A 25,174-nucleotide genomic window follows, 5' to 3' on the forward strand; every position below is an offset into this window, starting at 1 on the left:
TTTTTAGCTTTAAACAATTCAAAGATTGGGGTGAACAAATGCGGAAATCAAGTCTGGTTTTAGTGTTAGTTCTCATGGTTGATCTTTTTTCTTCATGCGTAGGAATTCATTACAACGCTGATGGTAAAGCCTCAGCGGCTGCATCAAATCTCATGCTTAACGGAAGCTTTGAGAATACAACGACAACCCTGGATTCAACCTGGACAGGGGTTACAGACGCTGCTCCGGTGGGCTGGAGCTTATGGGTCCCTACAGGTAGCGGGAAAGGCACGAATAAAACAGCGAATATCAAGATAGACGCTGGCACTGCGCATGAAGGAACCCGGTCCATGCTGTTTGATGCCTTTGCCACAAGCAGGATTTCCATCAATCAGGGGGTAACTTCGGTTATCCCCGGTAAATCCTACAGACTTAAAGTCTGGCTAAAGACGGACAACGTCACTGGGCAGGGAGCCTACTTTAGAACACAGTATTACAATACTGCCAAAGTGGGAGATGGACCTTCTTCTCCCAAAATAACAGGCACACAGGACTGGAGTATGCAGCAAGTACTTTTAACTATGCCGGCTAATGCGACGAAGCTTGTCATCGAGCCTTTTTTGGAGACTGGAAAAGGAAAGCTTTGGATAGATGATATCCTATTGGAGGAATATACGGGTCTTACGGGGATTGCACTGGACCGGACGGCCTTCTCTATGGTCAAAGGGGACACCGTTGCACTTCTGCCGACATTATCTCCTTTAACGGCGGTGGATAAAACGGTAGTGTGGACTTCAAGCAATCCAGAAGCTGCGACTGTGGATGCATTTGGTAATGTAACGGGTACGGGGATCGGATCTTCGACCATCAAGATTGCCACGCCGGATGGTAGCCTCGCAGCCGAATGTCTGGTTACTGTTGAAGCTCCTGACACGATACAGGCCTATAAAAAACTGAGGCTGAAATGGTATGACCGATTAAGTGGTGGCCAATACGATGGGAATGATCCTGATATCGCTGCCAGTATAAATGCTCAGGCTGTGACGGCTGCTGCATTTTGGGAGAGTATGAACAAATCCTCCGGCCGCACCTCCTTGTGGAGTGATACCGCGAGCACTACAGATTCACAGTTTATTACAAGCGCTTACAATCGCTTGAAGACTATGGCATTGGCCTATTCTGTGGAGGGCTCGGAGCTTTATGGCAGCAGCGTTTTGGCCAATGATATTGTAAGCGCAATCAATTGGATGTACACCAACCGTTATAATCCGGGAAAAAGTGCTTATGGGAACTGGTGGGACTGGGAGATCGGCACGCCGCAGGTTGTAAATGATCTTATGGTGCTCATGTATGACCATCTGACGCCGCAGCAAATCAATCAGTATCTTGCGGCTATTGATGCCTTCTGCCCGGATCCCAGAGTAGGGTCGGTGCTTGGCGTCAAAGGCACAAAGATGACGGGAGCAAACCTGCTGGATAAAGCGCTTGTGGTCACGGTAAGAGGCGTGATTGGCAACAACAGCGCGAAGATCATTCAGGGCCGTGATTCCATTGGCTCCGAGTATGTGTACACAACCCATGGAGATGGTGTATATAAGGATGGTTCGCTCGTTCAGCATAATAATATTGCCTATACGGGAGGTTATGGTTCGGTCTGGCTCAAAGGGACGGCTGATATGTCTTATCTGCTGACCGATTCTCCATGGCCAATAACGGACCCGAATGTTCTGAACATTTACGAATGGGTGGCTCAGACTTACGAGCCGGTGATCTACAACGGTCAATTTATGGATTCGGTAAATGGTAGAGGTATTTCTAGAAAAGGGAGCGGCAGCGCAAGGGGGTTAATTGTCACCCTGCTGCGGATGGCTGAAACTGCTCCGGACAATATTGCAGTATCCATTAAGCAAGCCTCAAAAGAATGGATCTCAGCGAATATGGCATCCGGCAATTATTATGAAGGGTTGTCGCTTGCCGATATAACGATTTTAAAAAAGCTGATGAATGACGGGAAGATCCATCCAAGAGGAGCTCTTATTAAGAATCAGGTATTCGCCGGCATGGATCGGGTAGTTCATCTGCGAGAAGGTTACGGCTTCGGCTTGAGTCTGTTCTCGAATCGCATCTCGGCGTTTGAGAAAGGGAACAACGAGAACCTGAAAGGTTGGTATACGGGGATTGGGATGACCTATTTATATGATCAGGATCTGGCTCAATACCGCAATGACTTCTGGCCTACCGTCAATTCCTACCGCTTGCCTGGCACGACAACGGATGGATCTGGGCAAGGGATGGTACCTGTGGAATGGAAAAGCTACATGAATCCCAAAACCTGGGTGGGTGGATCGTCGCTGGAAGGCCTTTACGGTGCAGCCGGTATGGATTTCTCACTCTCGCAAGTGACCGGCAGCGATTTGCAGGGCAAGAAATCCTGGTTCATGTTCGATGACGAGATTGTGGCGCTTGGTTCGGGAATTTCCAAAACAACTGCCGGCCCGCAGTCTGTTGAGACGATTATCGATAACCGGATGCTGAACGAAGTGGGAAACAACAAACTTGTAATCAACGGAGCTGTAGAACCGTCACAGACGGGATGGTCAGAGACATTGAAGAATGTTCAATGGGCCCATCTGAAGGGGAATATGCCAGGTTCCGACATTGGCTACTATTTCCCTGAAGCTCCAAGTATTCGGGCGCAACGCGAGTCCAGAACTGGCAGTTGGAAAGAGATTAATGCTTCTCAATCCGATGCTCCCATTACGCGCAACTATTTAAGCCTGGCAGTTGAGCATGGGGATACGCCTACGAATGACTCATACAGTTATGTTCTGTTGCCTAATCGTGACATTTCAGGTACTGAGGGTTACAGTGGCAACCCGGATATCGAAGTGCTGCGCAATACAGAGGATGCGCATGCGGTCAGAGAGAAGAAGCTGGGCATAACCGCCGCTAATTTCTGGAATCCAGGAACGGTAGATTTCATCAAGGCGCGCAATCCGGCTTCCGTGATGATTCGGCAGATCGATCAGGAGCTTGTAGTTTCGGTGTCTGATCCTACACAGTCACAAAATCAATTGTCCCTGGAACTGGATATACCGGGATTGACACTGCTCAGCAAAGACAGCAAGACAGATGTGATGCAGGCTTCGGGAAATACTGTTATTACGGTGGATGTGAAGGATTCTATAGGGGCTACACATGCATTGAAATTTAAGATTACTGAAGGAGAGGCTCCAAAAGACGAATATGATGAGCTTCGTGGAAGATGGGTGGAGTATTTGACCGGAGGGCAATCCTTCAACCCGAATCATCCGGACATTGCCAAGTCCATAAAGATTTTATCAGATAAGATTAGCAATCAGGAGCAAACTGGATTCTGGGATACGATGAACAAGCAAATGAACCGTACTTATTTATGGAGTGATAAGCCGGGCAGCACAGCGGATGCTTTTGATACGGCCGCCTCTTATAATCGGTTGAAGGATATGGCTATTGCCTTTTCAACAACTGGCTCACCATTATACGAGAACAAGCAGCTGAAATCAGATATTCTAGACGGTTTAGATTTCCTATATGTGAATTGGTATAACGAAACCAAACTGGAGAAAGGCAATTGGTTCGAATGGGAGATCGGTATTCCGCTTGCAATGGGAGATACAATGGCCTTGATGTTCGAGTATTTGTCAGCCGATCAGATTAATAAATATACCAAAGCCATTGATAAGTTCTGTCCGGACCCAACCAAACGGACCAATCAGCCCTCGTTGATGGAAACCGGTGCGAATCGGCTGGATAAAGCACTGGCGGTGGTCCTGAGGGGCATTCATAATCGTGACAGCGCAAAGATCAAACAAGGACGGGATGCGGTTAGCCAGGTATTGCCCTATGTGACCCGCGGAGACGGCTTTTATGAGGACGGCTCCTTTATCCAGCATAATAATATTGCTTATACCGGCAGTTATGGGGCTGTATTGCTTGGCGATATGATGAAAATGATGACTCTGCTGACAGGGTCCTCCTGGCCGCTGACGGATGCCAATATGAAGAATGTATACAACTGGGTAACGGATTCTTATGAACCTCTTGTCTACAGAAAATTAATGATGGATATGGTGTTCGGCAGATCGATAGCTCGGGGCAACAGGCAGCTCGTGCCTTGGTCACATATTCTGCGGCTGGCCTCTTCCGCGCCACCGGAGCAAGCGGCCCGATTTAAATCGATGGTAAAGTATTGGTTTGAAGCCGATACGGTAGTAGAAAGTTATTACGAGGGTCTACGAGTAGCTGATGTTGTTCTGCTTCAGAGTCTTATGAATGATCCTGAGGTGCAGCCATCAGGAGACCTTACCGTGCATAAGCAGTTCGCGGCTATGGACCGGATTGTCCACCATCGGCCTGGATATGCCTTTGGGATCAGCATGTCATCCGCCCGAATCGCCAACTATGAAGCTGGCACAGAGAACCTGAAGGGCTGGTATACAGGTGAAGGCATGACCTATCTGTATAACCAGGATCTGGATCAATATGCAGATGCATTCTGGCCAACCGTGAACGCTTACCGTCTGCCTGGGGTTACATCGGATGGGGCAACGCGCGGTGCAGGCAAGACCACATCTAAAACATGGGTGGGAGGATCATCCATAGACGGTCTTTACGGAGCGGCCGGCATGGATCTGGATCCGGATAACAGCACATTGTCCGGTAAAAAGTCCTGGTTCATGTTCGATGATGAAATCGTAGCGCTTGGTGCAGGCATTACAAGCACGGATAACCGCAAGGTGGAGACCATCGTAGATAACCGTAAGCTCAAGGCGAGCGGAGATAATGTACTTACGGTCAACGGAGAGGTTAAACCATCCGCGCTGGGCTGGTCTGAGTCAATGAATCAGGTGCATTGGGCACATCTTGAAGGCAATGTTCCTGGTTCAGGGATCGGTTATTATTTCCCTGATGCCCCAATGATAGACGGTCTGCGAGAGTCTCGGACTGGCGCATGGAAGGATATTAATCAAGGGGGATCCACGGAGCCGATTACGAGAAATTATGCCAGCCTGTCGATTGCTCAGGGAACGAATCCGGTGAATCAATCGTATTCGTATGTGCTGCTGCCGAATCAGGATGAAACGGCGACAGCGCGCTACAGCAGTAGTCCTGACATCGAAATTATAGCCAACACGGATAGTGTTCAAGCCGTCAAGGAACAGAAGCTGGGACTTACGGCTATGAACTTCTGGGTTCCGGGAATGATCGAATCCGTGCGTGCCAATCAGCCAGCTTCCATTATCGTCAAGGAGTCTGGAGATGAACTGACGATAGCCATTTCGGACCCGACACAGTCTCAAACCGTGGTGAATGTGGATGTCGGCAGAACCGCGCTGGAAGAGCTGATGAAAGATCCAACCGTGACGGTACTGCAGAGCTCGCCGAGGATCGAACTCGCTATCCATACGAGCGGATCTAAAGGGAAAAGCCATGTAGTCAAGTTCAGAATTGATCCGAATGCCGAGCCTTCCGAGCCCTCTGCTTCGGAACCAGATGAAGCGGCAATAACGAAGCTGTATGTTTCTGAAGATGCGTATGTCAATGGAGGATCGAAAGCTGCAGTCAATTATGGTTCGGTCAATTACTTGCAAATCAGAAATGGCAGCGGGGACACAGACAGAAGGGCTTATCTGAAATTCGATCTGAGTACATTTGTCGGCGAAGTTGGTTCTGTGAAGCTGAATGTGTTCGGAAAGACAAATGACGGGGCAGGCACTTTGTCCGATATTGGTATATTTGGAGTCCAAGATGATTCTTGGACAGAGGCAACGATAAATTACAATAATGCTCCAACAATCGGTACTCAAGCCGCGCTGCAGACTTTTTCCGGACCGGAGCAGTGGCGGCAGTTCGATATCACCTCATGGGTTGGTAAAGAGTTCCCTTCCGATCCGGTGATAAGCTTGGCGTTCAGGCAGGTAGGCTATAATCTCGCCACAGATATAAGAAGCCGCAAGAACGAGAATGGCAAATATGCTGCGAATCTGGAGATTCTGCCGAAAGATACAACACCTCCAGTCACGAAGGCGACTGTACTTGGAGAAGCAGGAGAAGGGGGCGCATTTAAGGGCAAAGTCAATATCACTTTTGATGTTACCGACCAATCCAATGGGGGGGCTGTTGGCTGGGGAGTCAAGCGGACGGAATACCGGCTCAACGGAGGTGCATGGAATGCGGTTACTCAGAGCGTATATATTGAGAACCCCGGAACCTTCAGCATTGATTATCGTTCGGTGGATAAGGCTGGCAATGTAGAGCCGTTCCGGCAGCTTCAGGTGACGGTCATGGAGCCTACAGAAAGAGTCTCAACGGCAATCAGCGGTCCGGCAATCCTGACTGTCGGGGAGACCGGAACGGCGGTTACTTCGGTTGTATACAGCGATGGCAGCCGTTATATAGTAACCGAAGGCATAATCTATGAGAGCAGCGATACTAACGTCGCAAGTATAGGCAAAGATGGCCATATTGAAGCAAAAGGCCCGGGTGTTTCGGTTATTTCATCCGTTTATGACAGCATGACCGCTTCCTATTCATTAAAGGTGTATGAACAGCCGCCGGAGCTTCTCTCCATTTCGTTAAGCGGTCCGACATCCTTGGAAACAGGGCAGAGTGGTACGGTGGTCACAACAGCAGTATATAGTGATGATAGCCGCCATACGGTAACCGAGGGTGTGATCTACGAGAGCAGTAACAGGAAGGTAGCCACAGTAACGGCAACAGGGCAGCTGCAAGCACTCGATCCGGGCATGACTGTGATTACTGCAAGTTACGGAGGACAGCAGAGCAGTCTGACGCTTCAGATTCTACAAACGGAAGACAATACTTCAACTGTTCCGAGTCCGCAACCACAAGTACCTTCCGTACCGGAGGAAACGGCGGGACGACTGCAACTAAATGCAGCCTCGTTGAACGATCTTTCGGCAGCAATTGTCTACAAGGGTAAATTGAGAATGCTAGTATTGCCGGGGATGGCAGCAGACATGCTGAACCAGAAGCCGCTTCGGGTAGAGGCTTCTAACTTCAATGTGACCCTTCCGGCAGTGGTGCTTCAACAATTGCAGGCTTTGGTTCCTGCGGAGCAATTGGCCGATAGCCAAATCCTTCTGGAGGCTTCCGAGGTAAATGGGGGAGCGAAGCAGAGAATACTAGCTAACGCGGAGCGGCAATCTGGTGCAGCATTGAACCAGGCAGGGGAGTTCCTTCTCTTTAACCTGTATATTGTCGCTGGTGACGGTACACGAAGCATACTTCACCCATTTGTTGAGCCCGTTACATTGGAGCTTAACATTTACCCTGAGGCAAAAAGGAATTTGCTCGGCGGCTATTATTTTCCGGAGTCCGGAAATATGGAGTATGCGGGTGGTTCCTGGCTGAAGGGCAAGGTGGCTCTGCACACCGAACACTTAGGCACATATGCCGTGCTGGAATATAACAAATCGTATGACGATATTCCTTCTGGACATTGGGTGGCGGCGGTTGTGAAAGAGCTGTCGGCCAAACATCTGATTCAAGGCGTCGGACCTCGGAATTTCGAGCCGAACCGATCAGTGACCCGTGCCGAATTTACAGCTATGCTGGTCCGCTTGCTAGGACTTGAAGCGAAAGGATCTACAGCATTTGCGGATGTATCTGCGGATCAGTGGTATGCGGGGGAAGTGGCGCGGGCTGTAGAGGCGGGGATAGTCCATGGGGTGAGTGAGACTCGCTTCGCCCCAGAAGCTCTTATTTCCCGCCAAGAAATGGCGGTCATGGTGATGCGAGCGTACGAATATGTCAGCGGGAGAAAGGTGGAGCCGAAGCCTGTAATCCAATTCGGTGACTTGCGTGCGGCTGCCTCATGGGCCCGTGAATCGATCAGCGCTGCCCAAGCCCTTGGACTTATCCAGGGACGAAGTGACCAGCAATTTGCTCCGGGAGGCTCAGCAACTCGAGCTGAGAGTGCAATGGTTCTACACAATCTTTTAGCAATTAAGACTGAAAATTAAGAATTGAAGCCAAGGCTTTGGGAAGGTTCAGTAGAACCATTCCAAAGCCCTTTTGGCGTTTAGAGAAATCTGCCGGTTTGGATGGACAAAGCTTTCGTTGAGGTTTCATTTCTACTCGGTTTGTGAATAATGGAGGATTGAATAGGAAGGGAGCATTAGAGATGCAAGAATATATGGATATAGTGCTGCGGGCTGTTGTTGCTATGATCATGCTCTTATTGACCGCTAAAATATTGGGCAAACAGACTATTTCTAATCTGACGTTCCACGATTTCGTGACAGGAATTATTTTAGGATCGATTGCATCGAATTTAGCATTTAATAAAGATCTGAAATCTTCGTATATGATCGTGGCCCTTCTAGTCGTTGTAGCCGTGTCTTTTTTATTTTCTGTTCTCGCTTTAAAGAATCGTAGAATGAGAAGCTGGATCTCAGGATCACCTACGGTACTTATCGAAAACGGGAAAATTCTTGAAGGGAATATGAAAAAAGTAAGGTATTCTTTAGACTCCTTGGATCAGGCGCTGAGGGAAAAAGAAATTTTTAATCTAGAGGTAGTAGAGTATGCCGTATTAGAAGATAACGGAATGGTATCCGTCTTAAAGAAACAAGAGTATCAATATGTTACTCGAAAAGATTTGAAGCTTCTTTCGGTTCCTCAGAGCTTTCCCGTTGAGTTAATTATGGATGGCGTTCTTATGGAAGAGAATCTTGAGAATAATGGACTGACCAAAGAATGGCTGGAGAACGAATTAAGACGGAAGGGGAAAAGGATCTCCGACGTATTTTACGGGGTAAGAGGAACGCAGCAGCAGCTTGTTTTTGACTACTATGAAGACGGGATAAAAGAACCTATTGATAAAGAATAATGTTTATTCAAATTGGAGATTGACGGATCGCTGAGGACCGCTCTATAATGTTTGTATAATTATTAATTAGTTAATAAAAATATAAATGTTGAAGGGCGGAGTTTATTCATGGCAGATCGCGCAATCCTTAACACAGACATTCGCAAAGGTACGATAAACAAAAATATTTATGGACACTTCTCTGAGCATCTAGGACGTTGTATTTATGAAGGCATTTGGGTCGGAGAAGATTCACCGATTCCTAACACTAAAGGTATACGTAATGATGTTGTGAAAGCGCTTAAAGAAATTCAGATTCCAGTGCTTCGCTGGCCGGGTGGATGTTTTGCAGATGAATATCATTGGAAAGATGGTATTGGCGATCGCGAAGTTCGTAAACGTATGATCAATACGCATTGGGGCGGCACGGTTGAGAACAACCATTTTGGTACACATGAATTTATGGAATTATGTGAGATGCTGGAATGTGAACCTTATATCAATGGTAATGTGGGCAGTGGTACGGTTCAAGAGATGTCCGAATGGGTAGAGTATTTAACCTTTGGCGGTGTCTCCCCGATGTCTGAGCTTCGCCAGCAGAACGGCCATCAAGAGCCTTGGGCCGTGACTTATTTTGGCGTCGGTAATGAGAACTGGGGCTGTGGCGGGAATATGCGTCCGGAATATTATGCAGATCTTTATCGCCAATATCAGACGTATGTACGTAATTATGGGGACAATCGTATTCACCGGATCGCTTGTGGTCCTAACGTGGATGATTATCACTGGATGGAAGTTCTGATGCGTGAAGCTACGCGCTTTATGGACTCGATTACTCTTCATTATTATACGATTCCTGGACCAGCTTGGGAGGATAAAGGGGCAGCAACAGGCTTTGAAACTAGTGAGTGGTTTAGCACTTTAGAGAAGGCCCTTCGTATGGATGAGCTGATTACTAAACATGGCGTTATTATGGATAAATATGACCCAGATAAAAGAGTAGGCCTTATCGTTGACGAGTGGGGAACTTGGTACGATGTTGAGCCAGGCACGAACCCGGGATTCCTATATCAACAAAATTCGATTCGGGATGCCCTTGTAGCTGGCGTGACCCTGAATATTTTCCATAAACACAGTGACCGGGTACGGATGGCAAATATTGCGCAGACCATTAATGTGCTTCAAGCGGTGATTTTAACCGAAGGCGAAAAAATGCTGCTAACGCCTACCTATCATGTATTTAATATGTTCAAAGTCCATCAGGATGCTGTGTTGTTGGATTTAACAATCGATAGTGGGACTTACAGCTTTGAGGGCCGCGAGATTCCTGAAGTATCTGCTTCAGCTTCCGTCACTGACGCTGGGATCATTCATGTCAGTCTTTGCAACTTGAATCACGCTGCATCAGCTGCGGTACCCCTCGAGCTACGTGGCCTTTCCGGGCAGAAGGTTGAAGTGACAGGCACTACGCTCACAGGTAACAAGATAGACGCTCATAATACATTTAACCAGCCGGATGCTGTTGTACCGCAAGCTTTTACAGCCTTTACACTTGAAGGTGATCTTCTTAATGTAGAGCTGGCTCCAATGTCAGTAACTGTGCTGGAGATTACGCCGAAGGCATAAGGTGGTGTTATCATGTCAACAACATCTGCATGCAAGGGGTGTCGCGACGATTATAAGGTTACCGAAGCACAGATAAAGCGTATCCTGTCATCATCCATGTTTAAGACAGAGCTTTGTGTTCCAGATGAGGTTTATGCTGAACGGATTTCTCTTTGCGGGACTTGTCCTAAGCTGCATGAGAATGTGACTTGCGTCGCTTGTGGCTGCATTATTCCCGTTGTAGCTAAGCTTAAGGAACGTAGCTGTCCGCTGCCTGGTGGCGGATTATGGGGACCCTTCATTGAACATGAAATAAGGTAAAATAAGAGCCGCATTCGACTCTCCAACGGGAGATGAATGCGGCTTTATTCATGAAATATAAGAAAGTATAAGTTTCACGCTATAGTTTAGATCTTATATTTTTCAAGAAACGGGTATCGTCTTTAAAAGACGACAACGTCGTTTCTTCTTAAGTATCTGTGTAGAACAGCTCAACGATTAGATCATCATTATAGTTGCCGAAGCCTTTGCCAAAAAGAGTAATGCCGCCAATATGCTCGGCCTCTTCATCGACGGAAAGCTTAAAAGTCCATTGCTTGTTGCGGATGTTCACTTGATCCAGCGTAACGTCGGACAATTTCAAGCCGTCCATAAACGTGCCTTTAGATGTAATGCGCAGCTGCTTAAGAAGGCCGTATTGATTCGTGAGTGCTGGCCACCAAGCTGGCGTGTATTTACCGCGTCGATCTCCGTAGTCACCCGGACTTGTCCAGAATCCAAGCTGCACTCCGTTTAGTGTGAAGGTGATGTCGGAGGGCCAATTATTATTAATGGAAGGTGCTTCGGAGGCAATCTCCATCGTAATGATTAGCTCCTCGGGCTGTTGACTGGAGAGAAGGAAGTTAGGAATTTTATATTCGATATATCCTTTGCCGAACCAGAGAATACCAGCATTCATACGCTCGAGATCCCAGAAATAACGGGGATCATCAAAGCTGCCAATCACTTGCTCTGTAGTGGCGAGACCGCAGGTAGGCTCGATCATGAAGTCGGAATAATGTCCAACAGGAATCTCCTTGCGGTAGCTTTTGCGCTCATTAATTTGTCTGCCTGGAAAGGTTATCTCGGCACTTTCAGCAGCCAGCGTACAGATCTTTTGCAGACCACTTCGTCCAGGTGCCATATGTGTCTGGATAAGTCCTGCAGCTTCCAGCTTACGCACATGCATTGTCATAATGGCGCTGCTCAAATTTACTGCTGCGGCCAATTCCTTGACATTCATTGGGTTCTCGGCAAGCAAGCGCAGCAGGTGCAGACGAACTGAACTGGCTAAAGCTTCGTAGACGGGAAGGGATTCTTCCGACAGGTCAAGTTTCATAGATGGCCTCCAATTTAGTTCAAGACGTATAGTTAATGATTATATTATTTAAATGCTTGTTTTACAATACGAAGGTGAGAAACTTTCTGGATGCTCATTCACTTTAATCGCGTGATTTAAGATAAAAAGAACGGAGCCTGAGGCTCCGCTCTCTTTCCAAATGATGATTCTCTTAATTTACATTTGAGTTATATTCGGTCAGTATTTCGTCTGATTTGAGTGCTCTGCTGTAAATCTTCAGTTCATCAATCATTCCCTTATAAGGTACGTCCCAATAGTTTACGCCAAGTGCGAATACACCATTCTTGTTCTTAAACACATTCGGGAAGCCCTCACCGGAGAATTGCTCAACTCCGTCGAGGTATACCTTCACGGTACCGTTGTTGACCGTAAATGCTACATGCGTCCATTTATTCTCTGGAATCTTCATAGCGGAAACAGCATCATACCAGGCCTCGCCAGACCATAGGAGTGTTTTACCTCCGCCGTTCTGAGGAACGAAGCTAATCCAGCTGTTTATCGAAGCAGCACCGAAGAAGGTTGTTGTTGCATCAGTAAGCTGCTCAGGGTTTAACCACATAGATACAGTATAGGTATTGCTGTCAATTAATCCATCAGGTAACCGGATTCCGGAAACACCGTCAAATACTGCTGCTTGATTAATGATACCGCTACCGTAAGTAATGTTACCTACAGTTGGAGCTTCGATTTTTATTCCCGTAACCTGGCCAGTACCGACCAATTGGAGGGAGTCATCAAGGTTTCCGTCAAAAGCATAATAGGCTACTTTTCCATCCGTAACGTTTACCTTATAGTCTGCTGAGACACCACTACCATCAGCCGCAGTAGCAGTAATTACTGCTTCACCACCGACCGTTAGTGCTGTTATGGTTCCGGTTGTACCATCTATTGAAACGGCGCTAGGATCACTAGAACTCCAAGTGAGTTTCTTATTTCCTGCATTGGTAGGCAGTACATTTACTTGAGGAGTAAAGGTATTCCCCACAGCCACATCCATTTCAGCAGCACTGATGGTTATCGTACTTACTTTAACATTGCTGTCAGGCTGACCGTTTACCAGCAAGTCAACCGCTTCTGCGGAGAGTGCACTTTCATAGATTCGCAGGTCATCTATCAATCCTTTGTAGGGGATATCCCAATAGTTTACGCCCAAGGAGAATACTGCATCTGCGCTGTCAAATACATCCGTAAATCCTTTTCCAGTGTACTTCAATACTCCGTTTACATAGAGCTTCGCAGTCCCAGCATCGTAAGTGAAAGCTATATGCGACCATTGGTTAACTGGAATCTGGATGCCTGCTTCTGCATCATGGAAGGTTTGACTGCCAAACCACATCCGGGTTGTAGCTCCGCCGTTTCCATAAGGCAAGAGACTAATCCAATTCGTATCTGTTGTAGCACCAAAGAAGGCTGTAGTGAATTGAGTCAATTCTTGTGGGTTAAGCCACATGCCTACTGTGTAGGTGTTGCCTTTAATCAAACCATTTGGTAGGCGAATACCGGAGCTACCGTCGAATTTAGCTGCAAGACCAACTTCACCAGTCTCATAGGTGATGTTCCCACCAGTATTGTTAATCCGATTGCCGGTAATTGTACCCTTCTCAGTACGATCTCCGTTCTCTGAAAGACCTCCTTCAAAATCATACGCTGCCACCAAACCGTCTTCCAGTATATTTCCAGTCAGTTCCATTACAACGATAGTAAAGGTCTTAGTTGCAGTAGACTCACCCAGCACAATCGTAGCAGTAAGTTCAATCGTTGCGTTGCCGAGTCCTTTTTCGGGACGAACCACTGAACCATCGTTTCCTACTACGGCTTCATTGGAAGATGACCACGTAATGACTGTTCCGCTTACGGCCTCAGTTGGGAGCGTAAGATCTTTGTACACTTTACTTGTGTTGCCTAGGCTTAAACTATCTTTAACATTGGATACAATTTGATCTGTGCTCAGCAGTTCAATTTGGCTGCCCCAGACGGTAACACCCTTATTGGACATGGCTGTGAAAGTCATAACATTGCTCTGACGAGTGGAATCCCATTGTTTTACGAATACACCTTTGTAGAGATTTTGTACAGTAGCTCCGTTTTCTGTTTCATTGATGAGCAGGTCGGCGTAATACTCTCCTTTTAGCGCCCAAGAACCGGTTACGGACCCTGTAATAGTTCCATCACCTCGCAGTTCGATAGCTGTTGTGGATTTAATTTTAGCAGAAGTATCTTTCCCGTGATTCACGAACTGATAAGCTCCAATAACATCATCCTGCATAACAGCAGCGATAGTTTCACCAGTGTAACGATGAGGAGAAGTGAGCGGCCATCCATCCTCGTTGGTGAACATTTGATGCACACGAAGCTCATGTGTTTCACCACGCTGCGGGAAACGAGTGTGGAAGAAGTTGAATATTTTACCTGTCTCTTCATCATAATTCACTGAATTATGGCCTGAAGCAACATAGCCGTAGGTTTGAAAGTCTGGATCACTATTCACGTTCGTGAACAAGAAGTTACCAAGAACTTTGTTGCCAACGCCCGAATGGTCATTGCTTGTTGCCAGCACTGCACTTTGTCCGGCAGCATCCACATAAGGACCATCCGGATTCGTTGAACGGAACTGACGCATATTGTAACCACCGTCGGACGCAAGTCCTCCATAAGTTACATATAAGAAGTAGTAACCAGTATTCTTGTCGTAAACGATATACGGACCTTCGCCCGATTTGGTCATACCGCCAGAAATATGGGTACCGAAATACCGGTCGATTAGACGTCCATCAGCGGTCGTTCCATCTTTACCCGGATATTTAGGCTCGCCGGAAGCTGGATCGATTTCTAGAATAAATATGCCGCCTGACCATGATCCATAAGTCATCCACAGCTTGCCGTCTTTATCGTAGAATAACGTCGGGTCAATTGCGTTTGTATACGTTTTGTTCTTATAAGAACCGCCTGCGTCAAACCAATCTGGGTTGGCATCTTCTAATGTTCCGTTATTAATAAGCTTTTGAATATTTGTGTTTGTCCATTTTTTATTAATTTTGCTGTTAGTATCGTAATCTTCTTCCTTGGTGAAGCCGGAATAAATTACGGTATTTCCATAGGTATAAGGACCTTCAATATTTTGCGAAGTGGCAAAGCCGATCGCTGAGCGGATGTAAGTGGAAGAAGCGCTATAATACATCATATAAGCACCAGTGGTCCCGTCCGCATTCTTATAATCCTCATTCCAGAAAACGTCTGGAGCCCATATGGAGAATCCGCCTTTACTGTCAGAATCGTTCTCTCCAGCCCATTTAAAGGATTCTGCCAGATTCGCGGAAAGATCACCAAAGAGTACGTTGCCCGGTGTTGTATAACCATTTGTGAAACGAGTCCAGTTCAGCAGATCATCGCTTTTGGCAGCATCGATATGAGACCCGAATACATAATACGTTCCTTTGTCTACAGCCACTGACGGATCATGTACAGAAACATTGGAGAGTGCTGGTGCCGTTGCTGACGGACCCGGTGTAGCAGTAGGAGTCGCTGTAGGTGTAGGAACCGGAGAAGGTGTAGCCACAGCGCCGCCGTCCGATCCACCAGAACCTGAGCCACCAGAACCAGACGTTGCCGTAGCTGTCGGAGTAGGTATTTCAAATTTGATTAGATTACTGTATTTACTGTCAAAGCTAATCTTACCGGTGCCTTGGATAGTAATCATCTCGTTTATGCCAAGGATAAGATTCTTGATTGCTGCACCAGCATCTACACGCAGCTTGGCTAATTGGTTCAATGTAACTTCAGTAATACTGCCTGCAGCTAGATGAAGTGTAGGCACTCCTAACGCCCGTACCTCAGCAGAATCAAAGTTTCCTCTCAGCCTGATGATTGAATCGTTCGGGAGCGTATTCTCTATAACGACCCGACCGAAGCCTGCTCCCGTCAAAGTAGTATCTTCCTCAAGCGCTACACCGGAATGTACACGTACGCTTGGTACGGCACTCGTTCCTTTAGTAACGACGCGAAGTCTCCCATTACGCTTATCTACAACCATGTCACCTGCATTAGAGTTACTAAGCACGATACTATTTTCGCCGCCGCCGGATACGAATATTGTTCCTTTAACAGTGACGTTATTCAGCGTGATATCGCCTTCTGCAATCCCTTCGGTAAGGTACAGGTTTCCGGAGATGGTGGAGTTGTTCAACTCAACACCCGGGCTATTAATTACCATATTCTGAGTGGTAATCCCCGTATAACTCCCGCTCTTAGAAGTGATTTGCCCGGCCAACTTCTCAATCATGCGCAGTGCTTCCGCTCTTGTTACGGCTTTTGCGCCTTTAAAGCTGCCGTCACTATAACCATTCAAATAACCTTCACCAAATAAAGATATTACAGCTTCTTGGCTCCATGAGGGTAAATCTTCAACATCTTTTGGTGCAGTAGTATTTGCAGAAGAATTGAGCTGGAATAGTCTGTGCAGCATAACCGCGGCTTCTTGACGGCTTACTACCTGTGTTGGACGGAAGGTGCCATCGCTATATCCTGATACATATCCTGCAGCCGAAGCTTTCTGGATATCGCTGTAATAAGCGCCTGACTCCAGTACATCCGTGAAGGCAATTTCTGATTTTTCCTGCAAATTAAAGGCCCGATTGATCAATGTGACCCATTCCGCGCGGGTGATCTCTTGATTCGGTTTGTAAATTCCATTTCCATAGCCTGAAATCAAGCCCTTATCCACCCAGGATTGAAAATCTTTCTGTGCCCAGTGGCCTGAATAATCGACAGCCTGTTGATGCGTGGATAGTGCGATTGTTTTGGAATCGCTTGCAGAAGCTGCTGAAATGAATGGTGCAGGTACTAGCAGCGTGAGTGCAAGAAGTGAAGCGGTTAGCTTACGAGTTGTTTTCCTCAAATTTATGATCCTCCGATTCTATTGATTAGAGATTGCGGCGGTACGAAAAATGTAAAACGCTTACAATAAAACTACTAAAAAAACGTTTTTCACAAATCAAAATGGATTTGTTTTATGTTCATACAAACCATATCGTGGAAAACGTTGTATATTGATCTCATTTTAAGCATGATATTAGCATATAGTCAAATAGAAATTTATAAAATGATGAATCTATTTATATTTTTATTAATAAAAGGGAGTTGGGTTTGGATAGCGTATGAAAAGTACTGTAGATTACTACTGAAGTTGTGGAAAGTAAAAGAAGGTGGGAGATGTGGGCGATAAAGAGCTGGATAGGGGAAAGTGATAACTGGTTCATATCACAGAACAGATAGGGGGGCTAAGGAAGAATAAATACTAATTAGTTGTTCGCCCCCATGAAAGAACCAGCCTTGATTCTTAAGCATACTAGAAGATTTTAAAGGTAATACATTTTGAACATAATATCTTGATCATGATTTCCGAATTTTTTTCCGAAAATTGTCGCGCCTCCGACGTGTTTTGCATCTTCCTTCACTTCGATCCGGAAAGTCCATCGGTCACAGGTCGTATCTAAATCCTCTATCGAAACGGAAGACATGGGGTCACCGTCAATGTAAGTTCCATTGTGATTAGTGATTCTAATCGTTTTTAGTAATCCATACTGGTTAATATTGTGCGGCCACCACTCAGGTGTGAATTTACCTCTTGCATCAGCAAAATCGCCAGGGCTTGTCCAAGTACCTAGTTCCAAGCCGTTCAATGAAAAGGTAATGTCTGAAGGCCATACGTCATTGGCAAATGGGAATTCAGAAGAAAGCTCTAAGCTAATCTCAAATTGCTGTAAGGTTTCATCTTTTTTTAGGAAATTGGCAATGTTGTATTGAACATAACCTTGGGTAAACCATAGAATCTCTGCATCGACTCTTTTTGAGTCCATGAAATACTTGGGTTCGTCTACTCTGCCGATAAACTCTTTCTCTGTGGCAAGTCCGCATGTAGGCTTCAGATCATAGTCCGTATAATGACCAATCGGCACGGATGTCTCATAGGAGGCAAAGGAATGAAAGATTTTCTTAGGGAAGTTAATCTCAATATGATCGACTCTAAGAATTGAAATTTTTTGCATTCCGGATTTACCAGGAACCTTTTCTGTTTTTATGATGCCTGCATCTTCTAACTTTTTAATATGTTTTGTTACGATGGGACTGCTTATTTTAAGTTCTTCTGCCAAATCTTTGATGTTCATCTTATTTTTGGAGAGTAACTGAATGATTTTTATTCGTACTTCACTTGCCAAGGCTTCATAAACAACGAGAGAGGACTTGTCTATTTCCAATTGCATTTTATCCACTTCTTTCAAAGTAATTTCATATACTGTAAAGTTTATTAATCTCTATATAAAGTAACACGAAAGGTAACTGAAGTAAATAATATATCGCTTTCATCTTCTCTTAATGAACTAAAAGGTTAACTAAGATTTAAAAAAATCAATTAAGTTTATTTAAAAGTTATTGACTACGCTTTCAAATCGACTGTATACTAAGTTTAAGTTAATCGTTTCCAACAAAGTTAATGTGAATGATTATCTTAACATTACAGCTGCAGGGGGAGAGAGTAATGAAAAAGAAATTTGGAGTAGTATTAGCAACGGTTCTAATGTTAACGACAGTGTTAGCAGGATGTGGTGGTAAAGATGATAGTAAGACGATTACGTTCTGGACACCGCTGACCGGTGATGATGGTGCTTATATGGATCAAATCGTTAAAGAATACAATGCAACGAATCCAGAGATTAAAGTGAAGCACGTTATTACAGCTGATATGTACACGAAAATTTCTACCGTTTTGGCTTCCAGCAAAGGTGTTCCTGATTTAGCCATTATCCACGCTGACCGTGTTCCTGGGTTTGTTAAGCAAGGTGTCTTAGAACCCATGCAAGATACTGTATTGCCGGCACAACCTGAACTAAAAGCTGAAAATTACTTACCACAAGCTTGGAACACTGGTAACATCGACGGAACGCAATACACAGTACCTCTTGATATCCACAGTAACGTAATGTATTACAATAAAGATTTGCTCAAGAAATATAATGCTGAATCTTTCTTGGATGATAACGTTGTTACGATTGATGAAATGCTTTCCTTGGAAGGTAAATTGGATGAAGGCGACTATGTAGTGAATGATGCCTTGCTCGGATGGGTTATCCTGGCTCAAATTCAAAACTTGGGCGGAGATATTCAGGTGGATGGCAAACCGGCTGTTAACTCCCCAGTATTTAAACAAGCTTTTGAAGATGTTAAGAAAATTGCCGATGCGGGTTTGATGACTCCATTTGGTGAAGACGGTTACTTGATGTTCCAATCCCAAAATGTACTCTTCTCCACAGATGGAACTTGGAGTTCTACCGCACATGCCGGAGTTGAAGGCTTGAACTTTGGTGTGACTAACATTTATTCTCCAACCGCTGATAAATTCACGAACAGATCTTCTTCTCACTTGTTCGCTATGCTTAAGAACGACAAGAGAACAGATGAAAAAGAAGTAGGGATTGCTAACTTCTTAGAATATGTGCGTACAAACTCAATGGAATGGGCAAAAGCTGGTCAAAACGTAGCCAGTAACGTAGTTAACCAAAGTCCGGAATACCAAAACTACATGCAATCCTTCTTTACTTCTAATGAAAAAGAAATTGAATCCCTTTACATTTACACATATGAGTACTACCCATACATTGCAGAAGCAGTAGATACTTATTGCGCAGATATCGTTCGCGGTAACGTTGATCTAGATGAGACCTTGGCAACCATGCAGAAGTTTGTAGAAGATAAGATCGCAGAAAGCAGCAGTGCAGCGAAATAAAGCGAAATAGAATAGATTGTACGAAGTAATGTGCCGTACTGTGGTGCATTACTTTGTGCAAAAGGAGAAATGAAATCCTATGAAAAAGAAAATAAACTGGGCACCTGCCTTCTTTGTAGGTCCGCACGTCATTTTGTTTGCTATCTTCATTTTATTGCCAACGATTTATGGGATTTATGCTTCATTTACAAAGTGGAATTTAATGAGTGACCCGGTATGGGTAGGCTTTGATAACTATAAGGCCATTCTTTTTGATGGCAAATCAACGTTTCATACTCAATTTTTCAGAGGTCTGAAAAATACGCTGGTTTTTGTGGTTCTCTCTGTTCCATTATTAATAGTTATCCCATTAATGGTTGCTGTTGCACTTGAACATAAAAAAGTTAAAATGAAGAGCTTAATTCAATCTATTCTCTATATTCCAGGCTTAATTTCAATTTCTGCGGCAGCACTAATCTGGCTTTTGATCTTTAATAAGCAATTAGGGATTACTGGTAATCTATTCGGATCACAAATTGCTTGGCCAGCAAATCAACCGTATGCGTGGATTATCATCATTGTAATTACACTATGGGGTGGTATTGGGGGCAACATGATTATTTATCGTGCTTCCTTAAGTGGTGTTGCGCAGGAATTATATGAATCGGCAGAGCTCGATGGTGCGGGTTCAATTAAAAGATTCACAAGTATCACCTTGCCGTCTATTCGTTTTCCATTAATCTATACCTTTGTTATGACAACTGCTGGAGCCTTCAATGTATTCGGCCAACCGTTAATGATGACCGATGGCGGGCCTCGACAAAGTACACATGTACTCATGATGTATATTCGTCAATTAGCTTTCGGTAATGGTGAATCCATTGCAGGGATGGCATCGGCGATGGCAGTGTTATTGGGATTAGTAATCTTGGTGATCTCCGCACTGCAATATTATGTAATGAACCGAAATGCTACATAAGGTTCTCGGAACTAATGGATTAACAAGGAAATGGAAAAGGTAGGTGTACTAAAATGTCAAATCAGGCGTTAAATGGCCTAGATAATCGTCCAGTTGTAAATAGAACAGGCAAAGTAAAAGGCTCATCCAATATTAGCATTTCAAAATATGTATCATATGCTTTTTTGCTTATCCTTTGTGTGATTTGGATTATTCCGGTTATATTCGGGATTTCCACATCTTTTAGATCACAAACGGAAGTGGTTTCCACCGGCTTTAGACTATTTCCTGAAACATGGGTTTTTGAGAACTATGTAACGATTCTGAACAATACTTCAACAGCCCCGATTCTACGTTGGTTAGGCAATTCATTATTTATCGCGACATCCCACACCATCCTGGTGGTTATTGTGATTTCGATTACTGGCTTTGGTTATACCCGGATTAACTTTAAAGGAAGAGACACGTTGTTCTTCACTTTGCTAGGCATCTCTTTCTTCCCCGGTGTGGTTAACTTGATTCCTTCTTACAAAATTATCGATTCCTTGGGTTGGGTGAATACTTCCTGGGCAATGATTATTCCGGGTCTTGCGGGTATGGGGAACATCTTCTTGGTCAGACAGTTTATGAACGGTATCCCCAAAGAATTAGATGAGTCTGCAAAAGTTGACGGTGCTAGTGATTTTAGAATTTTCGCACAAATTATATTGCCGCTAGTTAAGCCAATTTTGATTGTTTGCGGATTGTTCTCCTTTACGGGATCTTGGAATGACTTCCTCTGGCCGGTTATCGTGTACACAGATGTAGACAAAATGCCGGTTACAGCGGGTTTGCTCTTGCTTCAAGATATCTATGGAAACTATCGTATGATCGGGCAATTAATGGGGTCGGCGATTTTGGCGATCATTCCAACCTTGCTGCTATTTATATTTGCTCAAAAATACTTCGTTCAATCTATTAACTTGAATTCAGGTATTAAAGGGTAGATCCAATGAACATAAACTTAAATACACCTTACCTTCTTTATAAGGAAGGGTGTGTTTTGGTGACCCATAAAATTAAAAATAAAGAGAGATATAGGAGTTGTCATCATGAGAGAATTCAATGCGAAAAATCCGCTTATTGAGCAAAGGGCAGATCCATGGATCTATAAACATACTGATGGTTATTATTATTTCATAGCTTCGGTTCCGGAGTTTGATAGAATCGAGCTTCGTCGTTCTGAATCCATTCAGGGATTAGCTGAGGCTGAGGGGAAGACCATTTGGGTGAAGCATGAAACTGGCTTAATGAGTGCCAACATTTGGGCGCCTGAGATTCACTATATTGATGGAAAATGGTATGTGTATTTTGCAGCAGCACATACTTCCGATACGAAAGATGGCTTATTTGATCATCGCATGTTTGCCATAGAAAATTCATCCGCAAATCCTTTGGAAGGGGAATGGGTGGAGAAGGGTCAAATCAAAACGAAATGGGAATCCTTTGCCCTGGATGCAACCACTTTTGAACACAGAGGGGTTAGATACTACGTTTGGGCACAAAAGGATCCTGATGTTCCTGGTAATTCTAATATGTATATCTCCGAAATGGAGAATCCTTGGACATTAAAAGGAGAGCAGGTGTGCATCACCACGCCTGAATATGAATGGGAAAAAATCGGCTTCCTGGTGAATGAGGGTGCGGCAGTTCTTAAGCGGAATGGACGTATTTTCATGACTTTCTCGGCAAGTGCGACAGATCATAACTACTGTATGGGGTTGTTAACTGCTGATGAGAACAGTGATTTAATGGATCCAAAATCATGGGTCAAAACACCAGAACCTGTGTTTACGACTTCTGAAGAAAACGGTCAGTATGGTCCGGGGCATAATAGCTTTACAGTTTCTGAAGATGGCACACAGGATATCCTGGTGTTCCATGCTAGAAGCTATAAGGAGATTGTAGGAGACCCGTTATATGACCCTAATCGGCATGCGCGTGTGCAAGTGATCGAGTGGAATGAAGATGGAACGCCAAACTTTGGTGCCCCTAGACCGGATACGAAATCTTAAAATAATGCTTCTCTAGTGTGAAGAAGCTTTTATATTCTTCTTTTAATAAAGGGGGACGCTTCGTTAGCAATATGCTATCGGAGTGTCCCCCTTTTCTTATAATGAAAGATCCCGTCGTTTAAACAGCTCGATCCCTAAGGCGAAAGCGAGAACACCGATCAACAGTAACCAACTAGAAATCTGAATAATCTCCATGTTACCTTGAACGATTTTACCCGGCTGATAGAAGGAGAATAGGGTCAGGTAACGTAACCCCTCCATTTTATCACTTATTTTAGCAAGCAAGTCCAAAGTGAAGAATCCGAAGGTGATGGCACCGGAAATCCCAAGCGCTTTTTTCTCATCATTACATATCGAGGAAATCAGAAAAGTCAGTCCCGCAACGGCAAAAAACAATAAAAAGGCAACGGTATTCAACTGTACAAAACGTCCGCTGTTAAATTCGTATTCACTGCCGAGGAACCATGCTTTACCTAATAGTCCGGCGAGTGTAGTCACACCCATAATCAGGAGCAACGCTGTCGTGAGTACAAGCGCCTGCGTGGTAGCTACTTTTCTTCGCGTAGTTGGTGTTATAAGCAGATAAGCCATAGAGCCGCGATCCACCAGCCGAGCCATGAGCTGTGTTGACATTTGTACACAGACAATGGATAGAATCAGCACCAGAATAAGTCCGTAATATTCTCCTGAGATAAACGCCTCAGCACTGGTGAATCCGCTATTTAATCCAAAAGCTTTTCCCACACCTTCTGGCATAGCTTTAATGAGATCATCGATAGCTTGTGTGCTTCCAGCGATCCCTGGATAGAGCCAGATCATAAACAGAATATAGAAGGCAGAACCGAAGGCGTAATTCATAATTCCTTTCAGGTTCACTCTCATCATTTCTTTATAGAGTGGAAGATTCATTGCACGGCCCCCTCACGGTCATAATAGTCCATGAAGATATCCTCTAAATTCTGCGTGAACACATCCATACTGCGGATATTGTATTTACCAGTCTCCTGAATGAATCGATCGTAATTGCCTTGTACAGCAATGCGGACCATATTCCCTTCGCGAGCTTCCACTTGAAGACCAGAGGCGGCAAATTGCTCTGCATCTTCACGATTTGTGAAAACAACCTCAAACAGCTTCCGCTGCATCGATTGTAATTCGTGAATATCTTTTACAGTGATGATACGTCCGTCTTTAATGATTGCAGCGCGGTCACAGGTTCGCTCAATTTCTTGAAAGCTGTGAGAGGACATTAGAAAAGTGGTTCCGGCTGCTTTTTCCTCCAATACGAGATCTATAAATACCTTTTGCATAAGCGGGTCGAGACCCGAGGTAGGTTCATCCAGAATGATAACTTCAGGATTGTGCATGAAAGCTGCGACAATACCGACTTTTTGCTTCATTCCCTTTGACATTTTGCGGATCGGAGTTGCGGCATCAAATTGCAGGCGTTCAATCAGGTGGTCACGTTTAGTGGTATTCTTCATCCCTTGCATGCCAGACATGAATTTAAGAAAGGAAATGCCCGTCATCCCGTCAAAAAAATTGATCTCACCAGGGAGATAACCGATATGCTTCTGGACCGTACCCTGTGCTTTCCATACATCAAGTCCATGGATGCTCGCGTAACCTCGATCCGGCACCATAAATCCCATGATATGTCTTATAGTCGTTGATTTACCTGCGCCGTTAGGCCCCAGAAATCCAAACACCTCGCCTTTATTTACGGTAAACGTAACATCTTCGATGCCCTTGCCATTCGAAAATCGTTTGGTTAAGCCTTCAACTACAAGCATGCCGCCACCCCCACTGCAAAATAATGAACTATTATTAATTGGATATTTCATATGTTATATTATTCCTAGTGAACAACGAAGTCAATGAAATTATGAAATAATTGATTATGAATATTTCATTAAATAAGGGTGGATAGCATGAATGGATTTGAGAAAAGAGCGGCACAGATAAAGCTCAAAATTATGAAAACTACAATGGATATGCTCAAGCTTTGGGAGCCCAAACGTCTTCGAATCGCAGACATTGCCAAAGAAGCAGGGGTCTCACAGGTGACGATTTATAATTATTTTGGCAGTAAGGAAGCTCTGCTTAGTGAGTCCTTTAAGGATTTTATAGAGAAGGCCATTCGTGACTTTGAAGATTACATTCATGGGGCGCATTCTCTGAAAGAGATTATTCAATATATTATGACGATGGAAAGAGAAACCTACAGTTCATTGCCTCCCGCGACGGTAAAAGAGCTTATGGTTGAAGACCAGGAAATGTTTCATTATATTGAGGAACGGTACACGAATGACGTTTTACCATTGATGGTCAAGATGGTGGAGGATGGAAAAGCACGAGGAGAAATCTCAAGTAAAGTGTCGACCAAAGGGATTCTTTCATTTATGGGAATGTACATGCGAAGTTCTGGGGAAATGCTAGATGAAGCCAGCAAACAAGAAGATATAGATGCCTTCCTGGACGAAGCCATCCATCTCTTCTTCTATGGCATTTGCGGGCGGGAGCAGGAGTAGCGTAAGGTTTGCAA

14 protein-coding genes are annotated in these 25,174 nt (G+C 44.7%); 9 read left to right on the top strand and 5 right to left on the bottom strand.

Annotated elements, in window-relative coordinates; translation table 11 throughout:
* The first annotated feature begins 38 nt into the window (after positions 1–38).
* The 4 genes from MHB64_RS07675 to MHB64_RS07690 all read left to right on the top strand — a co-directional run bounded on the left by MHB64_RS07675 (position 39) and on the right by MHB64_RS07690 (position 10,780).
* Positions 39–8,006, top strand: coding sequence for a polysaccharide lyase family 8 super-sandwich domain-containing protein (locus MHB64_RS07675; RefSeq protein ID WP_341134094.1), 7,968 nt, complete (start codon positions 39–41; stop codon positions 8,004–8,006).
* 161 nt (positions 8,007–8,167) lie between these two features.
* Positions 8,168–8,875 (top strand): DUF421 domain-containing protein, encoded by a 708-nt coding sequence (locus MHB64_RS07680; RefSeq protein ID WP_094876856.1) that lies wholly within the window; start codon positions 8,168–8,170, stop codon positions 8,873–8,875.
* A 108-nt stretch (positions 8,876–8,983) separates the two neighbouring features.
* Positions 8,984–10,480 carry an alpha-N-arabinofuranosidase gene (locus MHB64_RS07685; protein WP_341134095.1) on the top strand — a complete coding sequence of 499 codons (1,497 nt, stop codon included), beginning with the start codon at positions 8,984–8,986 and terminating at the stop codon, positions 10,478–10,480.
* Positions 10,481–10,492: 12 nt separating this feature from the next.
* Entirely contained in the window at positions 10,493–10,780 is a 288-nt protein-coding gene (locus MHB64_RS07690; RefSeq protein WP_341134096.1) for a hypothetical protein, read from the top strand.
* Positions 10,781–10,928: 148 nt separating this feature from the next.
* On the opposite strand, the gene MHB64_RS07695 is transcribed toward MHB64_RS07690, so the two are convergent.
* The 3 genes from MHB64_RS07695 to MHB64_RS07705 form a co-directional block, all read right to left on the bottom strand.
* Positions 10,929–11,837, bottom strand: a complete 909-nt coding sequence (locus MHB64_RS07695; protein ID WP_280787446.1) for an ArsR/SmtB family transcription factor — start codon at positions 11,835–11,837, stop codon at positions 10,929–10,931.
* A 172-nt stretch (positions 11,838–12,009) separates the two neighbouring features.
* Positions 12,010–16,752 carry a LamG-like jellyroll fold domain-containing protein gene (locus MHB64_RS07700; protein ID WP_341134097.1) on the bottom strand — a complete coding sequence of 1,581 codons (4,743 nt, stop codon included), beginning with the start codon at positions 16,750–16,752 and terminating at the stop codon, positions 12,010–12,012.
* Positions 16,753–17,212: 460 nt separating this feature from the next.
* Positions 17,213–18,118, bottom strand: coding sequence for an ArsR/SmtB family transcription factor (locus MHB64_RS07705; protein WP_042186035.1), 906 nt, complete (start codon positions 18,116–18,118; stop codon positions 17,213–17,215).
* Positions 18,119–18,393: 275 nt separating this feature from the next.
* On the opposite strand from MHB64_RS07705, the gene MHB64_RS07710 reads away from it, so the two are divergent.
* From MHB64_RS07710 to MHB64_RS07725, 4 genes are all read left to right on the top strand, one after another.
* On the top strand, positions 18,394–19,638 hold the full coding sequence (locus MHB64_RS07710) for an extracellular solute-binding protein (RefSeq protein ID WP_341134098.1): 1,245 nt from the start codon (positions 18,394–18,396) through the stop codon (positions 19,636–19,638).
* Between the two features lie 79 nt (positions 19,639–19,717).
* Complete coding sequence (locus MHB64_RS07715) at positions 19,718–20,596, top strand: carbohydrate ABC transporter permease (protein WP_094871615.1); 879 nt, start codon at positions 19,718–19,720, stop codon at positions 20,594–20,596.
* A 53-nt stretch (positions 20,597–20,649) separates the two neighbouring features.
* The gene (locus MHB64_RS07720) at positions 20,650–21,561 is read left to right on the top strand and encodes a carbohydrate ABC transporter permease (RefSeq protein ID WP_094871617.1); all 912 of its coding nucleotides are present in this window, start codon (positions 20,650–20,652) and stop codon (positions 21,559–21,561) included.
* A 105-nt stretch (positions 21,562–21,666) separates the two neighbouring features.
* Complete coding sequence (locus MHB64_RS07725; RefSeq protein WP_341134099.1) at positions 21,667–22,629, top strand: glycoside hydrolase family 43 protein; 963 nt, start codon at positions 21,667–21,669, stop codon at positions 22,627–22,629.
* 96 nt (positions 22,630–22,725) lie between these two features.
* Here the strand turns inward: MHB64_RS07725 and MHB64_RS07730 are convergent, their stop codons facing one another.
* A complete protein-coding gene (locus MHB64_RS07730) occupies positions 22,726–23,538 on the bottom strand; it encodes an ABC transporter permease subunit (protein WP_341134100.1) in 813 nt (270 codons plus the stop codon).
* Positions 23,535–24,422 (bottom strand): ABC transporter ATP-binding protein, encoded by an 888-nt coding sequence (locus MHB64_RS07735; RefSeq protein WP_094871622.1) that lies wholly within the window; start codon positions 24,420–24,422, stop codon positions 23,535–23,537. Before MHB64_RS07735 ends, MHB64_RS07730 begins: the two co-directional genes overlap by 4 nt.
* A gap of 183 nt (positions 24,423–24,605) precedes the next feature.
* Here MHB64_RS07735 and MHB64_RS07740 point away from each other — a divergent pair, with 183 nt between their 5' ends.
* Positions 24,606–25,160, top strand: a complete 555-nt coding sequence (locus MHB64_RS07740; RefSeq protein ID WP_341134101.1) for a TetR/AcrR family transcriptional regulator — start codon at positions 24,606–24,608, stop codon at positions 25,158–25,160.
* Positions 25,161–25,174: the final 14 nt, after the last annotated feature.

Source organism: Paenibacillus sp. FSL K6-2859, from assembly GCF_038008265.1.
Lineage (GTDB): Bacteria > Bacillota > Bacilli > Paenibacillales > Paenibacillaceae > Paenibacillus_AQ > Paenibacillus_AQ nitricinens.

Bases quoted from the DNA above. Each gene is read 5' to 3' on its own strand.
- MHB64_RS07675 (WP_341134094.1), top strand. From the start codon at position 39: ATGCGGAAATCAAGTCTGGTTTTAGTGTTAGTTCTCATGGTTGATCTT.
- MHB64_RS07680 (WP_094876856.1), top strand. From the start codon at position 8,168: ATGCAAGAATATATGGATATAGTGCTGCGGGCTGTTGTTGCTATGATC.
- MHB64_RS07685 (WP_341134095.1), top strand. From the start codon at position 8,984: ATGGCAGATCGCGCAATCCTTAACACAGACATTCGCAAAGGTACGATA.
- MHB64_RS07690 (WP_341134096.1), top strand. From the start codon at position 10,493: ATGTCAACAACATCTGCATGCAAGGGGTGTCGCGACGATTATAAGGTT.
- MHB64_RS07695 (WP_280787446.1), bottom strand. From the start codon at position 11,837: ATGAAACTTGACCTGTCGGAAGAATCCCTTCCCGTCTACGAAGCTTTA.
- MHB64_RS07705 (WP_042186035.1), bottom strand. From the start codon at position 18,118: ATGCAATTGGAAATAGACAAGTCCTCTCTCGTTGTTTATGAAGCCTTG.
- MHB64_RS07710 (WP_341134098.1), top strand. From the start codon at position 18,394: ATGAAAAAGAAATTTGGAGTAGTATTAGCAACGGTTCTAATGTTAACG.
- MHB64_RS07715 (WP_094871615.1), top strand. From the start codon at position 19,718: ATGAAAAAGAAAATAAACTGGGCACCTGCCTTCTTTGTAGGTCCGCAC.
- MHB64_RS07720 (WP_094871617.1), top strand. From the start codon at position 20,650: ATGTCAAATCAGGCGTTAAATGGCCTAGATAATCGTCCAGTTGTAAAT.
- MHB64_RS07725 (WP_341134099.1), top strand. From the start codon at position 21,667: ATGAGAGAATTCAATGCGAAAAATCCGCTTATTGAGCAAAGGGCAGAT.
- MHB64_RS07730 (WP_341134100.1), bottom strand. From the start codon at position 23,538: ATGAATCTTCCACTCTATAAAGAAATGATGAGAGTGAACCTGAAAGGA.
- MHB64_RS07735 (WP_094871622.1), bottom strand. From the start codon at position 24,422: ATGCTTGTAGTTGAAGGCTTAACCAAACGATTTTCGAATGGCAAGGGC.
- MHB64_RS07740 (WP_341134101.1), top strand. From the start codon at position 24,606: ATGAAAACTACAATGGATATGCTCAAGCTTTGGGAGCCCAAACGTCTT.